Below are 17,617 nucleotides of genomic sequence, written 5' to 3'. Positions count from 1 at the left end.
TCGCCCAGCGAGGCTTTTTTATGCCCGGCATTCAGGGTCATGACTTCCAGATAGGAAAGGTTTGCCGCTTGCGTGGGAAATATTACTCAACTACTGTACGCACATACAGTAAAAAGGAGTTCACGCATGCAAAACCTGAGACCTGAAGCCTCGCAACACGATGCCTACCTGGCGCTCGCCCAGCGTATCCAGGACCTGATCACCAGCCCCAAGGCGCAGATAGAGCACCAGGTACTGTTAGTCCGGGAGCCTGGTGAATCACCTGTTCACTGGGAGCAGATCGTCGAGCAGATCAGCGAGGCCGAGGGTATCAACGTGACGCGTAACTTCGAAAACGGCTCGGTCAACGTGTCGTGGTACGTCGAATCCGCAGACGCGTACTAATACAAATCGTATTTAAATATACAATCTGTATTGCGCCACTCCGCTACATATCGTATTGTTTGTTCGCACCTCGTCATGGAGTACGAACATGCAGACCACACGACCCAAAGCACGCTGCCCGGTGTATCTGCACCCGGCAGCCTGCGACAGACATCTCATCGAGATGATCCAGCGGCAGACCGGGCAGTTCCTGGTCCTGACAAATTCCAGCCACAGGCCCTCGCCTGCCATCAATACGCACCCTGCCCCGTCAGGTGGAGACGCGGCATGACGCTGCGCCTTTCATCTGCACCTACACAACCACAAGGAGTCACGGAATGAACGACATACTCGACCAGCTTCGCAAGGAATTCGCCACGCCGTGCCCATCGCTGAGTGCCGTGCGCGAGCGCTACTTCTCCCATCTGTCCAACGACCGCAACCTGCTGCGCAAGATCAACGCCGGGCGTATCGCCCTGAAGGTCAGCCGCACCGGCGGCACGCGCCAGGGACATCCCTTCGTCTACCTGCACGATCTGGCGAACTACCTCAACGATATCGTCACTGACAGGGCCGCATGATTTACGCCAGTGATAGGCCAACCACTGGGCGGTAACTTTCGATAGCGCTGGCGGTCATGAAGAGGCTTGCTACGTTTCCTAGACAGAATAAAAAACAGGAAAGGATCTTTCTCATGATCACGATATCAAGGCGATGGCCCTTCGCGGCCTGTCTGCTTTCGCTGGCCTGTAGCACGGCCGTTGCCGCGCCTTACTCGACCATGGTGGTGTTCGGTGACAGTCTGGCCGATGCCGGGCAGTTTCCCGACACGGACGGACCTGCCGGTTCGACCCTGCGCTTCACCAATCGGGTCGGGCCGACCTATCAGGACGGCAGCGGCGAGGTTTACAACCTCAACTCGTCCACGCTTATCGGCAGAATGCTCAACGTTCCTGCTGGCGATCTGGCCGCTTCGACCTCACCCGTCAACGCTGCGCTGGGTCTGCCGGATGGCAACAACTGGGCGGTGGGCGGCTATCGGACCGACCAGGTTCTGGACTCGATCACCACGCAGTCCGACGCGGTGACGCCCATCACCAGCGGATCGCAGACCGTTCTGCGCAGCCGCCCGGGCTATCTGCCGACCAACGGGTTTCGTGCCGATCCGAACGCGCTCTATTACCTGACCGGAGGCGGCAACGATTTCCTGCAGGGCCGCGTACTGAGTTTCGGCGATGCCGAGGATGCCGCCGACCGTCTCGCCGACAGCGCGCAGGTGCTGCAGCAGGCGGGCGCACGCCACATCATGGTCTGGCTGCTGCCGGACATCGGCCAGACGCCTGCGTTGAGCGGCACGGTGCTGGAGTCCTTGACGTCCAGGCTCAGCGCCCGATTCAACGAGCAGCTGGTCAGCCGCCTTTCACAGATTGATGCGCAGATCATCCCGCTCAACGTGCCGCTGCTGATCAGCGAAACCCTGGCGCAGCCTGCGCGATTCGGCTTCGATCCAAATGAAGACCTTGTCGGCACCTGTTTCAGCGGCGACAGCTGTGACGAAAGCGCCACCTTCGGACGCTCAGGCACAACACCTGATCCGACCAAGCTGTTCTTCAACGACCGCGTTCACCCGACCGAAGCCGGGCAGCGGCTGCTGGCCGACTATGCGTATTCATTGTTGTCGGCGCCCTGGGAAATCACCCTGCTGCCTGAAATGGCCAACAGCACCCTGCGTGCTCATCAGGACGAGCTACACGCCCAATGGCTCAGCGACTTTGGCAACTGGCAGGCGGTCGGCCAATGGCAAGGCATCCTCTCGGCAGGCGGTCAGAAACTGGACATCGACGCTCAGGACACCGCTGCAGATGCAGACGGCAAGGGCTACAACCTGACGATCGGCACCAGCTACCGTTTCGCCGAAAACTGGCGTACGGGTGTCGTTGCAGGTGCCTATCGACAGAACCTCGAAGCGGGACCGCGAGATTCGGACTACAAACTCAACAGCTACATCGCCACCGCGTTTCTGCAGTATCAGGCCAACCACTGGTGGGGTGATCTGGCGGCCTCGGGCGGCAAGCTGGATTACGAGAACGCCGAGCGCAAGTTCGCATTGGGCGTGAGCCAAGGTCAGGAGAAAGGCGATACCGACGGTGAAATGTGGGCTGTGAGCGCACGTGTCGGCTTCGACATCGCGGGTACAAACAGTCGCTGGCACCTGTCGCCGTTCATCAGCGCGGACTATGCGCACATCGATGTGGACGGCTACTCAGAAGAAGGCGCTCGTTCGACAGCTCTGACCTTCAGCGACCAGACGCGCAAATCCAAACGAGCAGGCGTGGGTTTGCAGGGCAAGTTCCAGGTCACGCCATCGACGCAGGTCTGGGGAGAAGTGGCGCATGAAAGGGAGTTTGAAACCGATCAGCAGGACGTGACCCTGTCGCTCAACAGCGTGCCGTCCATCGACTTCACGCTGGACGGCTACACGCCGCAACGCAACCTCAACCGCGCCACACTGGGCGTCAGCCAGAAACTCACCCAGGACCTCACGCTGCGCGCCAACTACAACTGGCGCAAGAACGATGACGTGACCCAGCAAGGGGCTAACGTGGCGCTGAGCCTGAACTTCTGAGTGAAGGAATGGGACCATGCGGGAGATGATCGTTCCCACGAGCGTGGGAACGATCAGAGTGATCTCAAGCACGCCGATCATGCCCATGCCTGTGCTCAGCGTTATACCCGAATCTTGCTGCGACCTCGGACTGTGCGAGGCTCTCACTCCGCTGCGGTCTGCTCCGCCAGCGCAACCGCGCGGAACATCGCGCGGCGTTTGTTGAGGGTCTCTTCCCACTCCAGCGCAGGCACCGAATCAGCCACAATCCCGCCGCCAGCCTGCACATGCAGCTCGCCGTTCTTGATCACCGCCGTACGAATCGCGATGGCGGTGTCCATGTTGCCGTTCCAGGCAAAGTAGCCCACGGCGCCGCCGTAAACGCCACGCTTGACCGGTTCCAGCTCATCGATGATTTCCATCGCGCGAATCTTTGGTGCACCGGACAAGGTGCCCGCTGGCAGAATCGCTCGCAGAGCGTCCATCGCCGTCAGGCCTTCCTTCAACTGGCCGGTGACGTTAGAGACGATGTGCATCACGTTGGAATAACGCTCGATGACCATCTTCTCGGTCAGCTTGACTGTGCCGATCTCCGATACCCGACCGGTATCGTTACGACCCAGGTCGATGAGCATCAGATGCTCGGCGATTTCCTTATCGTCGGACAGCAGGTCTTTTTCCAGCGCCAGATCGGCTTCTTCGTTGGCACCGCGCGGGCGGGTACCTGCAATAGGACGCACAGTGATGAGGTTGTCCTCGACCCGCACCAGCACTTCCGGCGAACTGCCGACGACATGGAAATCGCCGAAGTTGAAGAAGTACATGTAAGGCGTCGGGTTGAAGCAGCGCAGCGCCCGGTACAGATCGATGGGCGCGGCCTTGAAGTCGATGGACATGCGTTGCGACGGAACGACCTGCATCACGTCGCCCGCCAGGATGTACTGCTTGATGGTATCGACTGCGGCTTCGTAATCGCCCTGAGTAAAACTGGAGCGGAACACCGGATCGGGCGCAGGCGGACGGTCCAGATCCAGACCACGACGCGGCGTGATTGGCTGACGCAGTTTGTCCATCAGTTCATCAAGCTGCTTGCGCCCGTGCTCGTACGCATCCTGCTGTGCAGGATCGACCAGCACGATGGCGTGCATCTTGCCCGCCAGGTTGTCGAACACCACTACGGCATCGGACACCATCAGCAGGATATCGGGCACGCCCAGCGGATCCGGGTTCGGGCAGTTGGCCAGACGTTTCTCGACATAACGCACGCAGTCATAACCGAAATAACCGACCAGCCCGCCGTTGAAGCGCGGCAGACCGGCGATGGTCGGCACGTTGTAGCGCGCCTTGAAGGCTTCGACGAACGCCAGTGGGTCTTCCGATTCGTGAGTTTCGATCTCGACGCCATCGTGGGTAATGCTGACGCGATGGCCATGCACACGCATCACGGTGCGACATGGCAGACCGATGATCGAATACCGCCCCCACTTCTCGCCGCCCTGCACCGACTCCAGCAGATAGGAGTTCGGCTGGTCGGCCAGTTTCAGGTAGATCGACAGCGGTGTGTCGAAGTCAGCGAGGGTTTCGCGGGCAAGCGGAATGCGGTTGAAGCCATCAGCGGCCAAACGCAGGAATTCTTCACGGTTCATGAGCAACCTCGTGGTTTGAGGATAAAACGGTCAGTAAGGCAAACGTACCGGCAGGCCGGCCAGAAACAAGTCAGGCGCGCCAACGCCAGCGGGCCAGGGCCTTCATGACTTTCATCCAGAGTTTGCGAGTGACCACCACGATGGAATCTCTAAAGGAGGGACGTTCGATGTCGGGCAACAGTATCTCAGCGTCCTGATCCAGGCAACCGGGAATCAGCTTGCGCAGATCATCAATCACCATCGCCGGAGATTCCTCGGCAATCGGGCGACCATGGTTGTAGCCGTAGCTCATCGCAACGCAGGCCACACCGGCAGCCTTGGCAGCCTGCACGTCGGTCCGCGAGTCGCCGACGAACAGGGATTGCGAGGCCGGAACACCGGCCATTTTCATGACGAAAAACAACGCCGCAGGATCGGGTTTCTTTTGCGGCATGGTGTCGCCGCCGACGATCCAGCGAAAGAACCGGCCCAGCTTCATTTCATCGAGCAACGGCGCAACGAAGCGCTCTGGCTTGTTGGTGATGAGGGCCATCTGCACGCCCATCTTCTGCAGCCACTTCAGGGTTTCCCGCACGCCCGGATAGACCACAGTGAACTCGTGCTTTTGCGCGTAGGCTTCCATGAAGATCTCCAGCCCGCGCTCGGCCAGGGCGTCGTCGACATGGCCATGGTCGATGTCATTGGCCAGCGCGCGACGCACCAGCACCGGCGCGCCGTTGCCAACCCAGGCGCGTACCGACTCAAGCCCGGCCGCAGGACGACCCAGCTCAAGCAGCATTTTGTCCACGGCGACGGCAAGATCCGGCACGGAGTCCACGAGGGTTCCGTCCAGATCGAACATGATCAGCTTGGGCAGTTGATCTGCAAACAGCTGCTCGAAGCCGCTCATGCGCGGGCAGACGCCAGTTCGGCACGCATTTTCTCGATCACTTCGCGGTAATCGGGCGCGTTGAAAATGGCAGAGCCTGCCACGAAGGTATCGGCACCGGCAGCCGCGATTTCGCGGATGTTGTTGACGTTGACGCCGCCGTCGATCTCCAGACGGATATCGCGACCCGACGCATCGATCAGCGCCCGTGCTTCACGAAGTTTGTTCAGCGTGCCGGGAATGAACTTCTGACCACCGAAACCGGGGTTGACGCTCATGAGCAGGATCATGTCGACCTTGTCCATGACGTACTCCAGCAGGTTCAAGGGCGTCGCAGGATTGAACACCAGCCCCGACTTGCAGCCGCCTTCGCGAATCAACTGCAACGAGCGGTCGATGTGCTGAGTGGCTTCAGGGTGGAAGGTAATGTACGTGGCACCGGCCTCGACGAAATCGCCAATGATGCGGTCCACCGGGCTGACCATCAGGTGCACATCGATGGGCGCCGTAACGCCGTACTTACGCAGCGCGCTGCACACCATCGGACCAATGGTCAGGTTCGGGACGTAGTGGTTGTCCATGACATCGAAATGCACGAAGTCCGCGCCAGCGGCCAGCACATTGTCGACTTCCTCACCCAGGCGGGCGAAGTCAGCGGAAAGAATCGATGGGGCAATAACGAAGGGCTGCATGACGCACCTGTTTGAGCAGAATCACAGTGGCGCGCATTGTACTCCAACGTTTCTGGATATGTCGCAGGTGCACTCTGGATGTTTTTGTCAGGCATTCAGCGGCCAAATATCAGAGATCGCTTCATGCCTGATACAACCCGAGCAATTGTCGGGGGCGCCCGCTGCGCAACGGCATCAGGCCGCCTGCGTCCTCAACTTCTCGCTCCGCCCACGCAGCCACTCGAGCACCAGCAGCAACACCACCGAGAAACCGATCAGCAGGGTGGCGGCAGCGGCGATGGTCGGGCTGAGGTTTTCGCGGATACCGCTGAACATCTGGCGCGGCAATGTCGCTTGCTCGGGACCGGCGAGAAACAGCGTCACCACCACTTCATCGAACGAGGTGGCGAAGGCGAACAGCGCACCGGAAATCACGCCCGGCGCAATCAGCGGCAAGGTCACGCGGCGAAACGCAGTCAGCGGCGAGGCACCCAGGCTGGCCGCTGCGCGCACCAGATTGTGATTGAAGCCCTGCAACGTCGCCGACACCGTGATGATCACGAACGGTACACCCAGCACCGCGTGCACCAGGATCAGCGAGGTGTAGCTGTTGCCCAGCCCGAGCGGTGCGAAAAACAGGTAACTGGCGACCCCGACGATCACCACCGGCACGACCATCGGCGAGATCACCAGCGCCATGACCAGCGCCTTGCCGGGGAAGTTGCCCCGCGTCAGGCCAATGGCCGCCAGCGTGCCGAACACCATGGCCAGCACGGTCGCGGCCGGAGCGACGATCATGCTGTTTTTCAGCGCACGCATCCATTCGGCAGAGTTGAAGAAGTCCTGATACCACTGCAGGGAAAAGCCCTGCAGCGGATAGACCAGAAAGCTGCCGGAGTTGAACGACAGCGGAATTATGACCAGTACCGGCAGCACGAGGAACAGCAGCACCAGCGCACAGATGATGCGCAGCGCGAAATACCAGATGCGCTCGATCGGCGATGTGTAGGGATTCAGCATGGTTTCGCTCCTCAGCTCAGACGCAGGCGGCTGGCGCCGACCAGCCAGCTATAAATCAGATACAGCACGATGGTCGCCAACAGCAGCAGACCTCCCAACGCTGTGGCCATGCCCCAGTTGATGCTGGTGTTGGTGTAGAACGCGACGAAGTAGCTGACCATCTGATCGTTCGGGCTGCCCAGCAGGGCCGGGGTGATGTAGTAGCCGATCGACAGAATGAACACCAGCAGGCACCCGGCACCGATCCCGGCGTAGGTCTGCGGGAAGTACACGCGCCAGAAGCTGGTGAACGGATGACAGCCCAGAGAAATCGCGGCGCGCATGTAGGTCGGAGAGATGTTCTTCATCACGCTGTAGATCGGCAGGATCATGAACGGCAGCATGATGTGCACCATCGAGATGTACACACCCACCCGGTTGAAGACCAGTTCCAGCGGCTTGTCGATAATTCCCATCGCCAGCAACGCGCTGTTGATCAGTCCGCTGGACTGGAGCAATACGATCCAGGCCGCAACCCGCACCAGAATCGAGGTCCAGAACGGCAGCAGCACCAGAATCATCAGCAGGTTGCTTTGCCGTGAAGGCAGGCTGGCGAGCAGGTAGGCCAGTGGATACGCCAGCACCAGACAGATAACGGTAATGACCAGTCCCATCCAGAAAGTGCGGGCGAAGATGTCCAGATAGATCGCTTGATCAGGGGTCGCGGGAGCCACTTCACCGAGGTCGTCGATGCGATGATCCAGCGCGGCCAGTACGTAATACGGGGTGATGCTGCTGGTGTTGCGGCGCACGGCCTGCCAGTAGGCAGGATCGCCCCAACGCTCATCCAGCGCTTCGAGCGCTTCTTTATAAGAGGCAGGCTCAGTCTTGAACGGCAATGCACGAGCCGTCTTGCTCAGCAGGCTGCGATAACCGGCCAGCTCTACGTTCAAGCGTCTGGACAGATCGCCCAGGGTTGAATTCTTGCGGGTTTCAGCCAGGTCCAGGCTCATTGCCTTGTAGACCGACTCGGGCGGCAGCCCTTTTCCATCCCATTTCTGGACTTCGATCACGGTGCTCGGCAAGGCGGCAACGACTTCCGGGTTATCGACGCTTTTGTAGAGCAGCGCGGCGATAGGGACCAGAAACACCAGCAGCAGGAAGATGACCAGCGGAGCGATCAGTGCCTGGGCCTTCCAGCGGTTGACCCGCTCTGCGCGAGCAAGACGTTGCTTCAAGTTGGGGCTGGCGCCTTCAGTCAGGGGCACGGCGATGGCCATAGCGAACTCCAGAATCTTTCAACGAAGGGTGTTCCCCTTGGTACAGGGAACACCCGGATCTAACGCAACGTGACGCGCTTACTTGGCAGCCCAGGCAGTGAAACGCTGCTCCAGGGATTCGCCGTTGTCAGTCCAGAACGACACGTTCATCTGCACCTGATCCTTGATGTTCTCAGGGGTCGTCGGCATGTTCTGCAGGGTTTCCTTGTCCAGCAGCGGTACCGCCTGAGTGTTGGCCGGGCCGTAGGCAATGTTCTGCGAGTAGACCTTCTGCTGTTCCGGGCTCAGGCTGTAGGCGATGAATTTCTTCGCGGCTTCAGCGTTTTTCGAACCCTTTGGAATGGCCCATGCGTCGAAGTCGTAGACGCCGCCAGTCCACACCACTTTCAGGTTGCTTTCTTTCTGTACGGCGGCGATGCGGCCGTTGTAGGCCGAGCTCATCACCACGTCGCCGGAGGCGAGGTATTGCGGCGGCTGTGCGCCGGCTTCCCACCACTGGATGTTCGGCTTGAGTTCATCGAGCTTCTTGAACGCGCGGTCCTGACCGTCTTTGCTGGCCAGCACTTTGTAGACGTCCTTCGGCGCAACGCCGTCGGCCATCAGAGCGAATTCCAGGGTGTACTTGGCGCCCTTGCGCAGGCCACGCTTGCCCGGAAATTTCTTGGTGTCCCAGAAATCCGCCCAGCCGCTCGGAGCACTGGCAACCTTGTCGGCGTTGTAGGCGAGTACGGTGGACCAGACGAAGAAACCGGCACCGCAGGTGGTGATGGCGCCCGGAACATAGTCGGAAGCCTTGCCCAGCATGGCCGGATCAAGCTCTTCGAACATGTCCTCGTCACAGCCACGCGCCAGCTCCGGCGACTCGACTTCTACCAGGTCCCAGGACACGCTCTTGGTGTCGACCATGGTCTTGATCTTGGCCATTTCACCGTTGTACTCACCGGCGATGATCTTGCCATTACCCGCCTTTTCCCACGGCGCGTAGAAGGCTTTTTCCTGCGCGGACTTGTTGGCACCGCCGAAGGAAATGACCGTCAGGTCAGTGGCTGCCATGGTCTGCGCTGCGCACATCATCCCCAGGGTGATGGCGGTGAACTTCAATGATTTCAGCATTTATTCTTTTCTCCACGAGCAGTGTTGGTAAGCGATTGGAATGGGCGATCGATTCGCCTCTGTTATTGCTTTTATCGATAGATCAATGCACTTGCTGCAAGGGGTCGAGCGCGCGAACGTGCTCGACTTGCCATCCGATGGGCACCACGTCGCCAACGCTCAGCGCAGGGTCCAGCTCGGCGATGGGCTGCTTGACGAAGAAGTCGGTCTTGCCTGCCACTTCCAGACGCACACGCACGTGGTCGCCCAGGTAGATGAACTCGGCCACACGGCCGGAGAAACGATTGGTGCAGCTCTCGCTGCGACCATTGAGGTGGATGCGTTCCGGGCGAATGGACAGCGTGACCGGACCGCCCGGCTGTCCGACGTTGATCGCCAGCGCGTGGACTTTCTCACCGCGCTCCAGCTCGACGATACAGCGGTCGCCATCCTGGCTGACCAGACGGCCGTTGAGGCGGTTGTTCTCGCCGATGAAGTTGGCCACGAAGGTGTTTTTCGGCTCTTCATACAGGCTGCGCGGCGGCGCGATCTGCTGGATTTCGCCCTGATGGAACACCGCCACGCGGTCGGACATGGTCAGGGCTTCGCCCTGGTCGTGGGTCACGTACACCACCGTCACGCCGAGGCGCTGGTGGAGGTGCTTGATCTCCATCTGCATGTGCTCACGCAGTTGCTTGTCGAGTGCGCCGAGGGGTTCGTCCATCAGCACCAGCTGCGGTTCGAAAACCAGCGCGCGGGCCAAGGCGACGCGCTGCTGCTGACCGCCGGACAACTGGGCCGGGTAGCGATGGGCGAACGTATCCAGCTGGACCATGCCCAGCGCACGCTTCACTTTCTCGCCAACGTCGGTCTTGCTCATGCCACGCACCGACAGCGGGAACGCCAGGTTCTCGGCCACCGTCATGTGCGGAAACAATGCGTAATTCTGAAACACCATGCCGATGTCACGTTTGTGCGGCGGCACGTTATTGATGGCGCGGCCGCCGAGCAGGATTTCACCGGCAGTCGGGGTTTCGAAACCGGCCAGCATCATCAGGCTAGTGGTCTTGCCGGAGCCGGACGGTCCGAGCAGGGTGAGAAACTCGCCTTTGCGAATATCCAGGTTGAGGTCTTTGACGATCAGTGCTTCGCCGTCGTAGCTCTTCTGCACACCACGAAAGCTGACCAGAACATCACTTGCTCCAGCGCTTGTATCGACGTCGCTCATTACCCACACCTTTGTTTTCTGTCTGCGTGGCTCGAAGACTAGAACAGCCCGAAGCCCCCGCAAATCGGGGCTAATGAGAGATTAGCCTAGGCAGACTGGAAGGCCAGGGGTAGGGATTGCCCTACAAGGATGGCGGGGATGGGTATGTGCATCGAGTGATCGTTCCCATGCTCTGCGTGGTAACGCCTCTCAGGACGCTCCGCGTCCGGCTGTCGCTGTGACGCAGAGCGTCACGGGCTGCATTCCCACGCGGAGCGCGGGAACGATCGACCCTGCCGTGAACATGTCGTTTTCAGACTCAGAGCAGCTTGTGCTCCATCGCATATTTCACAAGGTCAGCCAGCGAGTTGAGCTTCATTTTCTGCATCAGGCGCGCTTTGTGGGTGCTGATGGTCTTGCTGCTCAGTGCCAGTTGCTGGGCGATGTCGTTGACGTTCGCGCCCTGGGCCAGTCGTTCGAATACCGAAAATTCGCGCTCTGACAGCAGCGAGTGCAACGGACGGTTGTCGGTAAGGCCCACCTCGAACACCATGCGGTCGGCCAGTTCGGGATCGATGTAACGCCCGCCGGCCGCCACGCGACGGATCGCCGTCAGCAGCAGCGCCGGATCGCTGTCCTTGGTGGCGTAACCCGCGGCACCGACCTTCAAGGCGCGGGCCGCCATCTGCGCCTCGTCATGCATCGACAGCACCAGAATGGCTGGAGGATTGTTCAGGGCACGAATTCTCGGGATCGCTTCAAGTCCGTTGACACCCGGCATGGAAATATCCAGCAGCACCACCTCGCAGGCCACATGGCGCAGCGTCTCCAGCAGTTGCTCGCCATTGCTCGCCTCGCCCACCACCTGCAGGTCCTTGGCCAGGCCGATCAACTGCTTGATGCCCTCACGCACGATGGTGTGGTCTTCGGCTACCAGTACACGGATCACTTTGCTCGCTCCTGTCCAGCGGGGTCCAACGGAATATAGGCGCGCAAGGTTGTGCCCTCACCCAGCTCGCTGTCCAGTTCCAATCGACCGCCCAGCATCAATACCCGCTCGCGCATCCCGACCACGCCGAACGACGCCGACCTGCCGGACTCGATGACAAAGCCCTGCCCGTCGTCGGCGACAGTCATGCAGAGCATGTCTCGCTCGAGCGTCAGACTGATCTCCACAGTGTGTGCCTGCGCGTGACGCATCACATTGGTCAGCGCCTCCTGAAGAATCCTGAACATCCCCGTCGCCTTCGCATCGCTGAGCGACGGCAGATTATCCGGAACCTGCACCAGACACGGGATCTGCGTGCGCGCCTCGAAACGCCGGGCCTGCCACTCGATGGCCGAGGCAATACCCGCATCGAGAATGGGCGGTCTCAGCGCGGTCGCCACATCGCGTACCAACTGGAACAACTGCGCAATCAGCTTTTTCATGCTGCCGAGCCGTTCGCTCAGGCCTGGGTCCAGATCGGCGTAGGCCAGTTCGCACATCGAGGTTTCCAGCTTGAGTACGGTCAGCATCTGCCCCAATTCGTCGTGGACCTCGCGGGCGATCCTGGCTTTCTCCTCTTCACGCACGCTTTCCAGGTGAGCCGACAGTTCGCGCAACTGATCATGGGCGCGACGTCGCTCGCTGACGTCGCTGAGGAAGACCACCAGATATTCCGCCTCGCGAAAGCGCAGAAAACTCAGCGACACATCGACTGGCAATACCCTGCCGTCGGCACACACACAATTGGTTTCGAACAGTTGTGGGCTCTCTTCGGTCGAGCGAGCGTTTTTCCACAGGTTGAGCCAGCGATCCATATGCAGGCTAGGATCGAAATCAATCAAGGGCCTTTCGACGACTTTACCCGGCGCATAACCAAGCATGGTTTCTGCCGCCCGGTTGGCGTAGCGCACGCGGCTGTCCCAGTTGACCCAGAGAATGCCGACGGTGCTCTGGTCGATGGAGAACTGCGCCAACCGTAGCGATTCCTCGCCTTGCACCCGGCGGGCGATGTCATCGCGGGCCGTGAGCAACTCCTGCTCGAGCGCCTGCTGCTGACGACGTTGCCAGATCACGATGGCGAAACAGGCCAGCAGCATCACCAGCAGCAGGATGCACAGGTTCTGCCAGAGGCCCGGTGATTCGCTGAAATGCGAAGGTGTCAGCGGCATCCAGCGGGTGTGCAGTTGATCCAGTTCTCTGGCCGGAATGGCACGCAACGCTTCACCGATGATGTCCGCAAGCTCCGGGGCATCCCGGCGCGATGCGACCCTCAGCAACAGCGGCAGGCCGATATCGCCCACCACCGCAAGACCTGCAAACTCGGGCTCGCGCAGCAGGCGACTGAGCTGGGCTTCATCGGCCACGGCATAGCGCGCCTGCTGGCTGAGCAACAACTGCAAGGCCTGACGCTCCAGCGGTACGCCTTGCAGATTCAGGTGCGGGTAATTACTGCGCAGGTAATCGGCCGTGGCGCTGGGCATGCGAACCGCCACTCGAGAGAGACTGTCGAGCTTGTCCAGATCCACGGCGGTGCTGCCGTCCCGTTCGCCGATCAACAACTGGGACACACGCAGATAGGGATCGGAAAACAGCCAGAGCTTCAGTCCCGCAGGCGTCTGGGTCAGGCCGGGCGCAACGTCCACTTCGCCCTCGGCCAGCGCTTTCTCGAGCGCAGCCTGATCAGCAAAATTTCGCCACAGCAATTCCACCGGCAGCGTGGCCGCCAGGGCATTCATGAACTCGACGTTGGCCCCCGACAACTGCTGCAGGCGTTGATCGAACTGCGCATAGGGCGCACGCAGGACAAGGCCGACGCGCAACGGGCCATGCTGCTTCAGCCAGTCGCGCTGCGCCGGACTCAGTTGGGCACGCGCAGCGACTTCAGATGCATCGAACTGTGCATTTGCCGCCTGCGCCATCAAGAGCACAGCCAGGCAGCCGATAAAACCGATGCGCCGAAGACGAGTTAGCAACGTGTCGTTCTCATATAGAGGTAGTGCGCCCAGGCTCACGCCTGACAAAAGCCGATCAACCCATTAGGCTGCCGGTATCGTTTCTGGCTTGGAATATCCGATGTCCCACACCATTCGCGCAATGTTTCCTGCATTGTTTCTGTCATTGATCATCCCTTGTGCCCTGCCTGCCCTGGCAGCCGATGCACCAAAGGACGCGGCCAAAGACGCTCCCGAAGAGCGCGCACCACTGCCCAGCCGCGCGCAGGAAGATGCCATCGCGCTTGAGCGTCAACTGCCCAAAGAGGATCAGCAGCAACTGCAGGCAGGCGACGAAAGCTTTCTGGCGCTCTGGAAACCGGCCAACACTGACGAGCCGCAAGGTGCCGTCATCATTCTGCCTGGCGCAGGCGAATCGCCGGACTGGCCAGACGTGGTCGGCCCGCTGCGACGCAAGTTCCCCAACGTCGGCTGGTCAAGCCTGAGCGTGACCTTGCCGGACGCACAGGACAGTGCGCTGATGCCGCGTGACACTGACGCCGCGACCGGCGACGCCAGCGCTGAAAAACCCAAGGAAGCGCCAAAGGATGCGCCTGCCAAGGCAGAAGCCCAGGCCAGCGCCGACACGGCCAAGGCAGCGGCCGATGAAGAACGCAACAAGGCCCAGGCTGAAAGGGTCTTTGCCCGCATTGATAGCGCGATTGCCTTTGCGCAGCAGAACAAGGCGCACAGCATCGTCTTGCTCGGCCACAGCAGCGGCGCTTATTGGGCGACGCGCTACATGAGCGAGCGCCCGTCGCCTCTGGTACAGAAACTGGTGATGGTGGCCGCACGCGAACCGCTCGACACGCCACCGTCACTGCTGGACATGGTGCCCACGCTGAAGGTCAACACCGCCGACTTCATCTACAAGAACCCGCCCCAGCAAGCAGCGACCGAACGCCTCCAGGCCAGCAAACGCGCCAAGGGACCGGGCTTCACACAAATCGGGCTGATCAATATTGCAGGCAATGCAGAGACCGAACAGGAACAACTGTTCCGCCGGGTTCGGGGCTGGGTCGAGGCCAAATAGGCCGGGTGATGCTCTTGGCGTGTTGAAACACGCTGTCCGTAGCAATCACCAGATTGGGGGAGGCCCCACCACGTCTCCGACGTAGCGCGGTCGCGCAGCACACACCGGACGTCGTGGGGACTTGTCCGCGAATGCTGCATTTCAGTCGCTGAACCTTCATCGTCTGCACCACCCCTTCGCGGACAAGTCCGCTCCCACAAAATCCAGTTTCTTCAGTGGGTTGCAGGTTGTTTGATAAGAGGCGGCTTGTCGGCGATGAACGATGCTGACCAGCCGCGTCGACTGCATCGCCGGCAAGCCGCCTCCCACTCATAGGGGTGAGCATCATCACTGAAACCCGCGGCGCGCCTTGATGAGTCGATAAGCGTTGTGCAGTTCGCTGGTTTTCTCGGTCGCCACACGAACCTGCAACGAACTGGCGCCCGAGCCTGCAATCTTGTCCGGGTGATGACGACTCAGCAGCCGCCGGTAGGCACGCTTGATGGTCACAGGATCGGTGTCGGCCTTTACGCCCAGCAACAGCAGTGCACCCTTATAGGCGTCAGTGCTGCCGATTGACGGCCTCTTCATCGGATCATTTTCGGTGGCCAGCGCTTCGATCTGCGGCTCGGTCCAGCCCAGCCACATGCCCCATACACCAATCAGCTCGCGCTCGGCCCGGGACGCCTTGCCATCGGCCCACGCCATTCGCCAACAGGCACGTAACAATCCTTCGGCCTTGTCCGATTGATCACGCAAACCGCGCAGATAACTGCGCAGTCCATCGGATCCGTCCTTGCCGCGCTTGAACGCATTAATTGCACGCAACTGACCCGCCTTGTCCATGCTCAGTCGTTGCATCTCGACCCGCGCCTGATGGATGTGACTGGCGACCACGCGCCCGTCACATTTGGCCAGGCGCCCCAGCAGCACAAACAGCAACTCGTCGTCATGAACAGCCGGGCGACCACCCAGCCGCTCACGCAGATGTGCCCAGCTGTACAGTTTCAATCGACGGTCCAGCGCCTGCCCCAGCAAGGCGCCCAGCATCGCACCGGGTATGTCGGCAATCGCGTACCCGATACCAGCGCCTGCCAGTGTGCCCGGCCAGATCATTCAGTACGTCCCGCCAGCAACTGCTCCACTTCAGCCAGCCGTTCATGAGTACCGACATCCACCCAGCGTCCGCTGAAATGCTCACCGGTTACCTGCCCTTCACGCATGGCATCACGCAGCAACGGCGCCAGCTTGAACGCGCCCGCCTCGCAGCCGGCGAACAGTCGAGGATGCAGAATCGCGATACCGCTGTAGGTGAGGCGATGCTCAGCCGAATCGTCATCGAGTACCTGACCGTCAACCAGCGAGAAATCCCCCGTCGGGTGATGCGCCGGGTTGTCGATCAACACCAGATGCGCAAGCCCCGTCAACGGTCGACGCAGCGAGGCGAAGTCGCAGTCTGTCCAGATGTCGCCATTGACCACCACAAACGGCTCGTCGCCCAGCAAAGGGAGGGCGCGGAAGATGCCGCCACCTGTTTCCAACGGCTCGCCTTCAGGGGAGTAACGGATGTTCAGGCCGAAGCGCTGGCCGTCGCCAAGCCAGTCTTCGATCTGCTGACCCAGCCACGCATGGTTGATGACCAGATCGTGAAACCCGGCCTCACGCAAAGCATTGAGGTGATATTCGATCAAAGGCACACCACCTGCGCGCACCAGAGGTTTTGGCGTGTGCAGGGTCAACGGGCGCATGCGCTCGCCTTTCCCGGCAGCGAGAATCATCGCTTTCATGCAGTCCTCTTCAACACAATCGGTACCTTTTTCAAAATGAGTCAGACGGCTGTCTCGACGGGCTGCTGCAGGCTGGTCAGCAACTGACCCAGTTGCGCCAGTTCCGGACGTCGCGAAAGAACGGCTTCTATATAGGCGAAAAAGCGTGGAACGTCGCCCAGATAACGAGGCTTGCCATCGCGGTGACAGATACGCGCGAAGATCCCGATGACTTTCAGGTGACGCTGTACCCCCATCAGGTCGCTGGCCCGCTCGAACGCAGCGAAGTCTTCATGGACCGGAATGCCCAGCGCCCGCGCCTTGTCCCAGTAGATTTTCAACCAGTCGCTCACACGCTCCTGAGGCCAGCTCAGGAACGCATCCTTGAACAGGCAGGTGATGTCGTAAGTGACCGGGCCATACACGGCATCCTGAAAATCCAGCACGCCCGGATTGGGTTCGCTGATCATCAGGTTACGGGGCATATAGTCGCGATGCACCAGCACCTTGGGCTGTATCAGCGCACTTTCGATCAACAGGTCGCTGGCCTGCTGCCAGTCAGCCCGCTGCGCCTCGTCCATGTCGATACCCAGATGACGCTTCACGTACCACTCGGGAAACAGCTCCAGTTCACGGCGCAGCAAGGCCACGTCATAGCTGGGCAACGGCGCATCCATCGGCAACTGTTGATAAGCCAGCAACGACTCGATCGCGTCGGCAAATAACACGTGCGCGTTATCGGCATCGATCACGTCGAGATACGTCTGGCGACCCAGGTCATTGAGCAGTAAAAAGCCCTGCGCGAGGTCTTCGGCATAAATTTTCGGAACATTTATGCCGGACTTTTCCAGTAAATGAGCGATATCAACAAACGGTTTGCAGTTTTCCTGGGGTGGCGGCGCGTCCATCACAATAAAAGTTCGCCCTTCGCCCTCCCAACGGAAATAACGACGAAAACTCGCGTCGCTGCTGGCCGCAGTCAACGTGGCCGGGGGTACGGCGCCCCAATTCTGCGCGGCGAACAGCGCTGGCAACTGCTTATCCAGCCAAACTTTCAGGGATTGCAGGCGTATATCTTGATCTGGCATTACAAGGGTCTCCGACGGCGCTAGCCGTCAAGCGGGTCATG

Annotated in this window: 16 protein-coding genes; 4 read left to right on the top strand and 12 right to left on the bottom strand. The window is 60.3% G+C overall.

The window, feature by feature from the left end:
* Positions 1-126 precede the first annotated feature (126 nt).
* From AO065_RS26180 to estP, 3 genes are all read left to right on the top strand, one after another.
* The gene (locus tag AO065_RS26180; protein WP_004885385.1) at positions 127-384 is read left to right on the top strand and encodes a DUF1654 domain-containing protein; all 258 of its coding nucleotides are present in this window, start codon (positions 127-129) and stop codon (positions 382-384) included.
* 317 nt (positions 385-701) lie between these two features.
* Complete coding sequence (locus tag AO065_RS26170) at positions 702-944, top strand: pyocin activator PrtN family protein (protein ID WP_004885381.1); 243 nt, start codon at positions 702-704, stop codon at positions 942-944.
* 113 nt (positions 945-1,057) lie between these two features.
* Positions 1,058-2,989 (top strand): esterase EstP, encoded by a 1,932-nt coding sequence (estP, locus tag AO065_RS26165; protein WP_004885379.1) that lies wholly within the window; start codon positions 1,058-1,060, stop codon positions 2,987-2,989.
* Between the two features lie 143 nt (positions 2,990-3,132).
* On the opposite strand, the gene trpE is transcribed toward estP, so the two are convergent.
* The 9 genes from trpE to AO065_RS26120 form a co-directional block, all read right to left on the bottom strand.
* Positions 3,133-4,614: an anthranilate synthase component I gene (trpE, locus tag AO065_RS26160; protein WP_004885377.1), complete on the bottom strand. Its 1,482-nt coding sequence runs from the start codon at positions 4,612-4,614 to the stop codon at positions 3,133-3,135.
* Positions 4,615-4,684: 70 nt separating this feature from the next.
* Positions 4,685-5,503: a phosphoglycolate phosphatase gene (locus AO065_RS26155; RefSeq protein ID WP_004885374.1), complete on the bottom strand. Its 819-nt coding sequence runs from the start codon at positions 5,501-5,503 to the stop codon at positions 4,685-4,687.
* Positions 5,500-6,174, bottom strand: coding sequence for a ribulose-phosphate 3-epimerase (gene rpe / locus AO065_RS26150; protein ID WP_004885372.1), 675 nt, complete (start codon positions 6,172-6,174; stop codon positions 5,500-5,502). The genes AO065_RS26155 and rpe overlap by 4 nt, the downstream gene beginning before the upstream one ends.
* Before the next feature lie 174 nt (positions 6,175-6,348).
* A complete protein-coding gene (locus AO065_RS26145) occupies positions 6,349-7,173 on the bottom strand; it encodes an ABC transporter permease (protein ID WP_004885370.1) in 825 nt (274 codons plus the stop codon).
* Between the two features lie 11 nt (positions 7,174-7,184).
* On the bottom strand, positions 7,185-8,432 hold the full coding sequence (locus tag AO065_RS26140) for an ABC transporter permease (RefSeq protein WP_004885368.1): 1,248 nt from the start codon (positions 8,430-8,432) through the stop codon (positions 7,185-7,187).
* Positions 8,433-8,510: 78 nt separating this feature from the next.
* On the bottom strand, positions 8,511-9,545 hold the full coding sequence (locus tag AO065_RS26135; protein WP_004885367.1) for a polyamine ABC transporter substrate-binding protein: 1,035 nt from the start codon (positions 9,543-9,545) through the stop codon (positions 8,511-8,513).
* An 82-nt stretch (positions 9,546-9,627) separates the two neighbouring features.
* Positions 9,628-10,752 carry an ABC transporter ATP-binding protein gene (locus AO065_RS26130; protein WP_004885365.1) on the bottom strand — a complete coding sequence of 375 codons (1,125 nt, stop codon included), beginning with the start codon at positions 10,750-10,752 and terminating at the stop codon, positions 9,628-9,630.
* Positions 10,753-11,050: 298 nt separating this feature from the next.
* On the bottom strand, positions 11,051-11,680 hold the full coding sequence (locus tag AO065_RS26125) for a response regulator (RefSeq protein ID WP_004885362.1): 630 nt from the start codon (positions 11,678-11,680) through the stop codon (positions 11,051-11,053).
* Positions 11,677-13,638: a sensor histidine kinase gene (locus AO065_RS26120; protein ID WP_412778562.1), complete on the bottom strand. Its 1,962-nt coding sequence runs from the start codon at positions 13,636-13,638 to the stop codon at positions 11,677-11,679. The genes AO065_RS26125 and AO065_RS26120 overlap by 4 nt, the downstream gene beginning before the upstream one ends.
* 154 nt (positions 13,639-13,792) lie before the next feature.
* Here AO065_RS26120 and AO065_RS26115 point away from each other — a divergent pair, with 154 nt between their 5' ends.
* Positions 13,793-14,743, top strand: a complete 951-nt coding sequence (locus tag AO065_RS26115) for an alpha/beta hydrolase family protein (RefSeq protein WP_004885348.1) — start codon at positions 13,793-13,795, stop codon at positions 14,741-14,743.
* Between the two features lie 327 nt (positions 14,744-15,070).
* Here the strand turns inward: AO065_RS26115 and AO065_RS26110 are convergent, their stop codons facing one another.
* The 3 genes from AO065_RS26110 to AO065_RS26100 are packed head-to-tail and all read right to left on the bottom strand — an operon-like array spanning position 15,071 to position 17,576.
* Positions 15,071-15,838 (bottom strand): TerB family tellurite resistance protein, encoded by a 768-nt coding sequence (locus AO065_RS26110; protein ID WP_004885346.1) that lies wholly within the window; start codon positions 15,836-15,838, stop codon positions 15,071-15,073.
* On the bottom strand, positions 15,835-16,509 hold the full coding sequence (gene murU / locus AO065_RS26105; RefSeq protein WP_004885344.1) for an N-acetylmuramate alpha-1-phosphate uridylyltransferase MurU: 675 nt from the start codon (positions 16,507-16,509) through the stop codon (positions 15,835-15,837). Before murU ends, AO065_RS26110 begins: the two co-directional genes overlap by 4 nt.
* Positions 16,510-16,550: 41 nt before the next feature.
* Positions 16,551-17,576, bottom strand: a complete 1,026-nt coding sequence (locus tag AO065_RS26100) for an aminoglycoside phosphotransferase family protein (protein WP_004885342.1) — start codon at positions 17,574-17,576, stop codon at positions 16,551-16,553.
* Positions 17,577-17,617 lie beyond the last annotated feature (41 nt).

The sequence above is a fragment of the Pseudomonas viridiflava genome, assembly GCF_001642795.1.
In the GTDB taxonomy this organism is placed as follows: domain Bacteria; phylum Pseudomonadota; class Gammaproteobacteria; order Pseudomonadales; family Pseudomonadaceae; genus Aquipseudomonas; species Aquipseudomonas viridiflava.
This window is presented reverse-complemented; position numbering and strand designations above follow the sequence as displayed.

Excerpts from the sequence above, each read along its gene's own strand:
- AO065_RS26110 (WP_004885346.1), bottom strand. The coding sequence starts at position 15,838 with ATGATCTGGCCGGGCACACTGGCAGGCGCTGGTATCGGGTACGCGATT.
- AO065_RS26130 (WP_004885365.1), bottom strand. The coding sequence starts at position 10,752 with ATGAGCGACGTCGATACAAGCGCTGGAGCAAGTGATGTTCTGGTCAGC.
- AO065_RS26170 (WP_004885381.1), top strand. The coding sequence starts at position 702 with ATGAACGACATACTCGACCAGCTTCGCAAGGAATTCGCCACGCCGTGC.
- estP (WP_004885379.1), top strand. The coding sequence starts at position 1,058 with ATGATCACGATATCAAGGCGATGGCCCTTCGCGGCCTGTCTGCTTTCG.
- murU (WP_004885344.1), bottom strand. The coding sequence starts at position 16,509 with ATGAAAGCGATGATTCTCGCTGCCGGGAAAGGCGAGCGCATGCGCCCG.
- AO065_RS26180 (WP_004885385.1), top strand. The coding sequence starts at position 127 with ATGCAAAACCTGAGACCTGAAGCCTCGCAACACGATGCCTACCTGGCG.
- trpE (WP_004885377.1), bottom strand. The coding sequence starts at position 4,614 with ATGAACCGTGAAGAATTCCTGCGTTTGGCCGCTGATGGCTTCAACCGC.
- rpe (WP_004885372.1), bottom strand. The coding sequence starts at position 6,174 with ATGCAGCCCTTCGTTATTGCCCCATCGATTCTTTCCGCTGACTTCGCC.
- AO065_RS26140 (WP_004885368.1), bottom strand. The coding sequence starts at position 8,432 with ATGGCCATCGCCGTGCCCCTGACTGAAGGCGCCAGCCCCAACTTGAAG.
- AO065_RS26100 (WP_004885342.1), bottom strand. The coding sequence starts at position 17,576 with ATGCCAGATCAAGATATACGCCTGCAATCCCTGAAAGTTTGGCTGGAT.
- AO065_RS26120 (WP_412778562.1), bottom strand. The coding sequence starts at position 13,638 with ATGGCGCAGGCGGCAAATGCACAGTTCGATGCATCTGAAGTCGCTGCG.
- AO065_RS26115 (WP_004885348.1), top strand. The coding sequence starts at position 13,793 with ATGTCCCACACCATTCGCGCAATGTTTCCTGCATTGTTTCTGTCATTG.
- AO065_RS26155 (WP_004885374.1), bottom strand. The coding sequence starts at position 5,503 with ATGAGCGGCTTCGAGCAGCTGTTTGCAGATCAACTGCCCAAGCTGATC.
- AO065_RS26135 (WP_004885367.1), bottom strand. The coding sequence starts at position 9,545 with ATGCTGAAATCATTGAAGTTCACCGCCATCACCCTGGGGATGATGTGC.
- AO065_RS26145 (WP_004885370.1), bottom strand. The coding sequence starts at position 7,173 with ATGCTGAATCCCTACACATCGCCGATCGAGCGCATCTGGTATTTCGCG.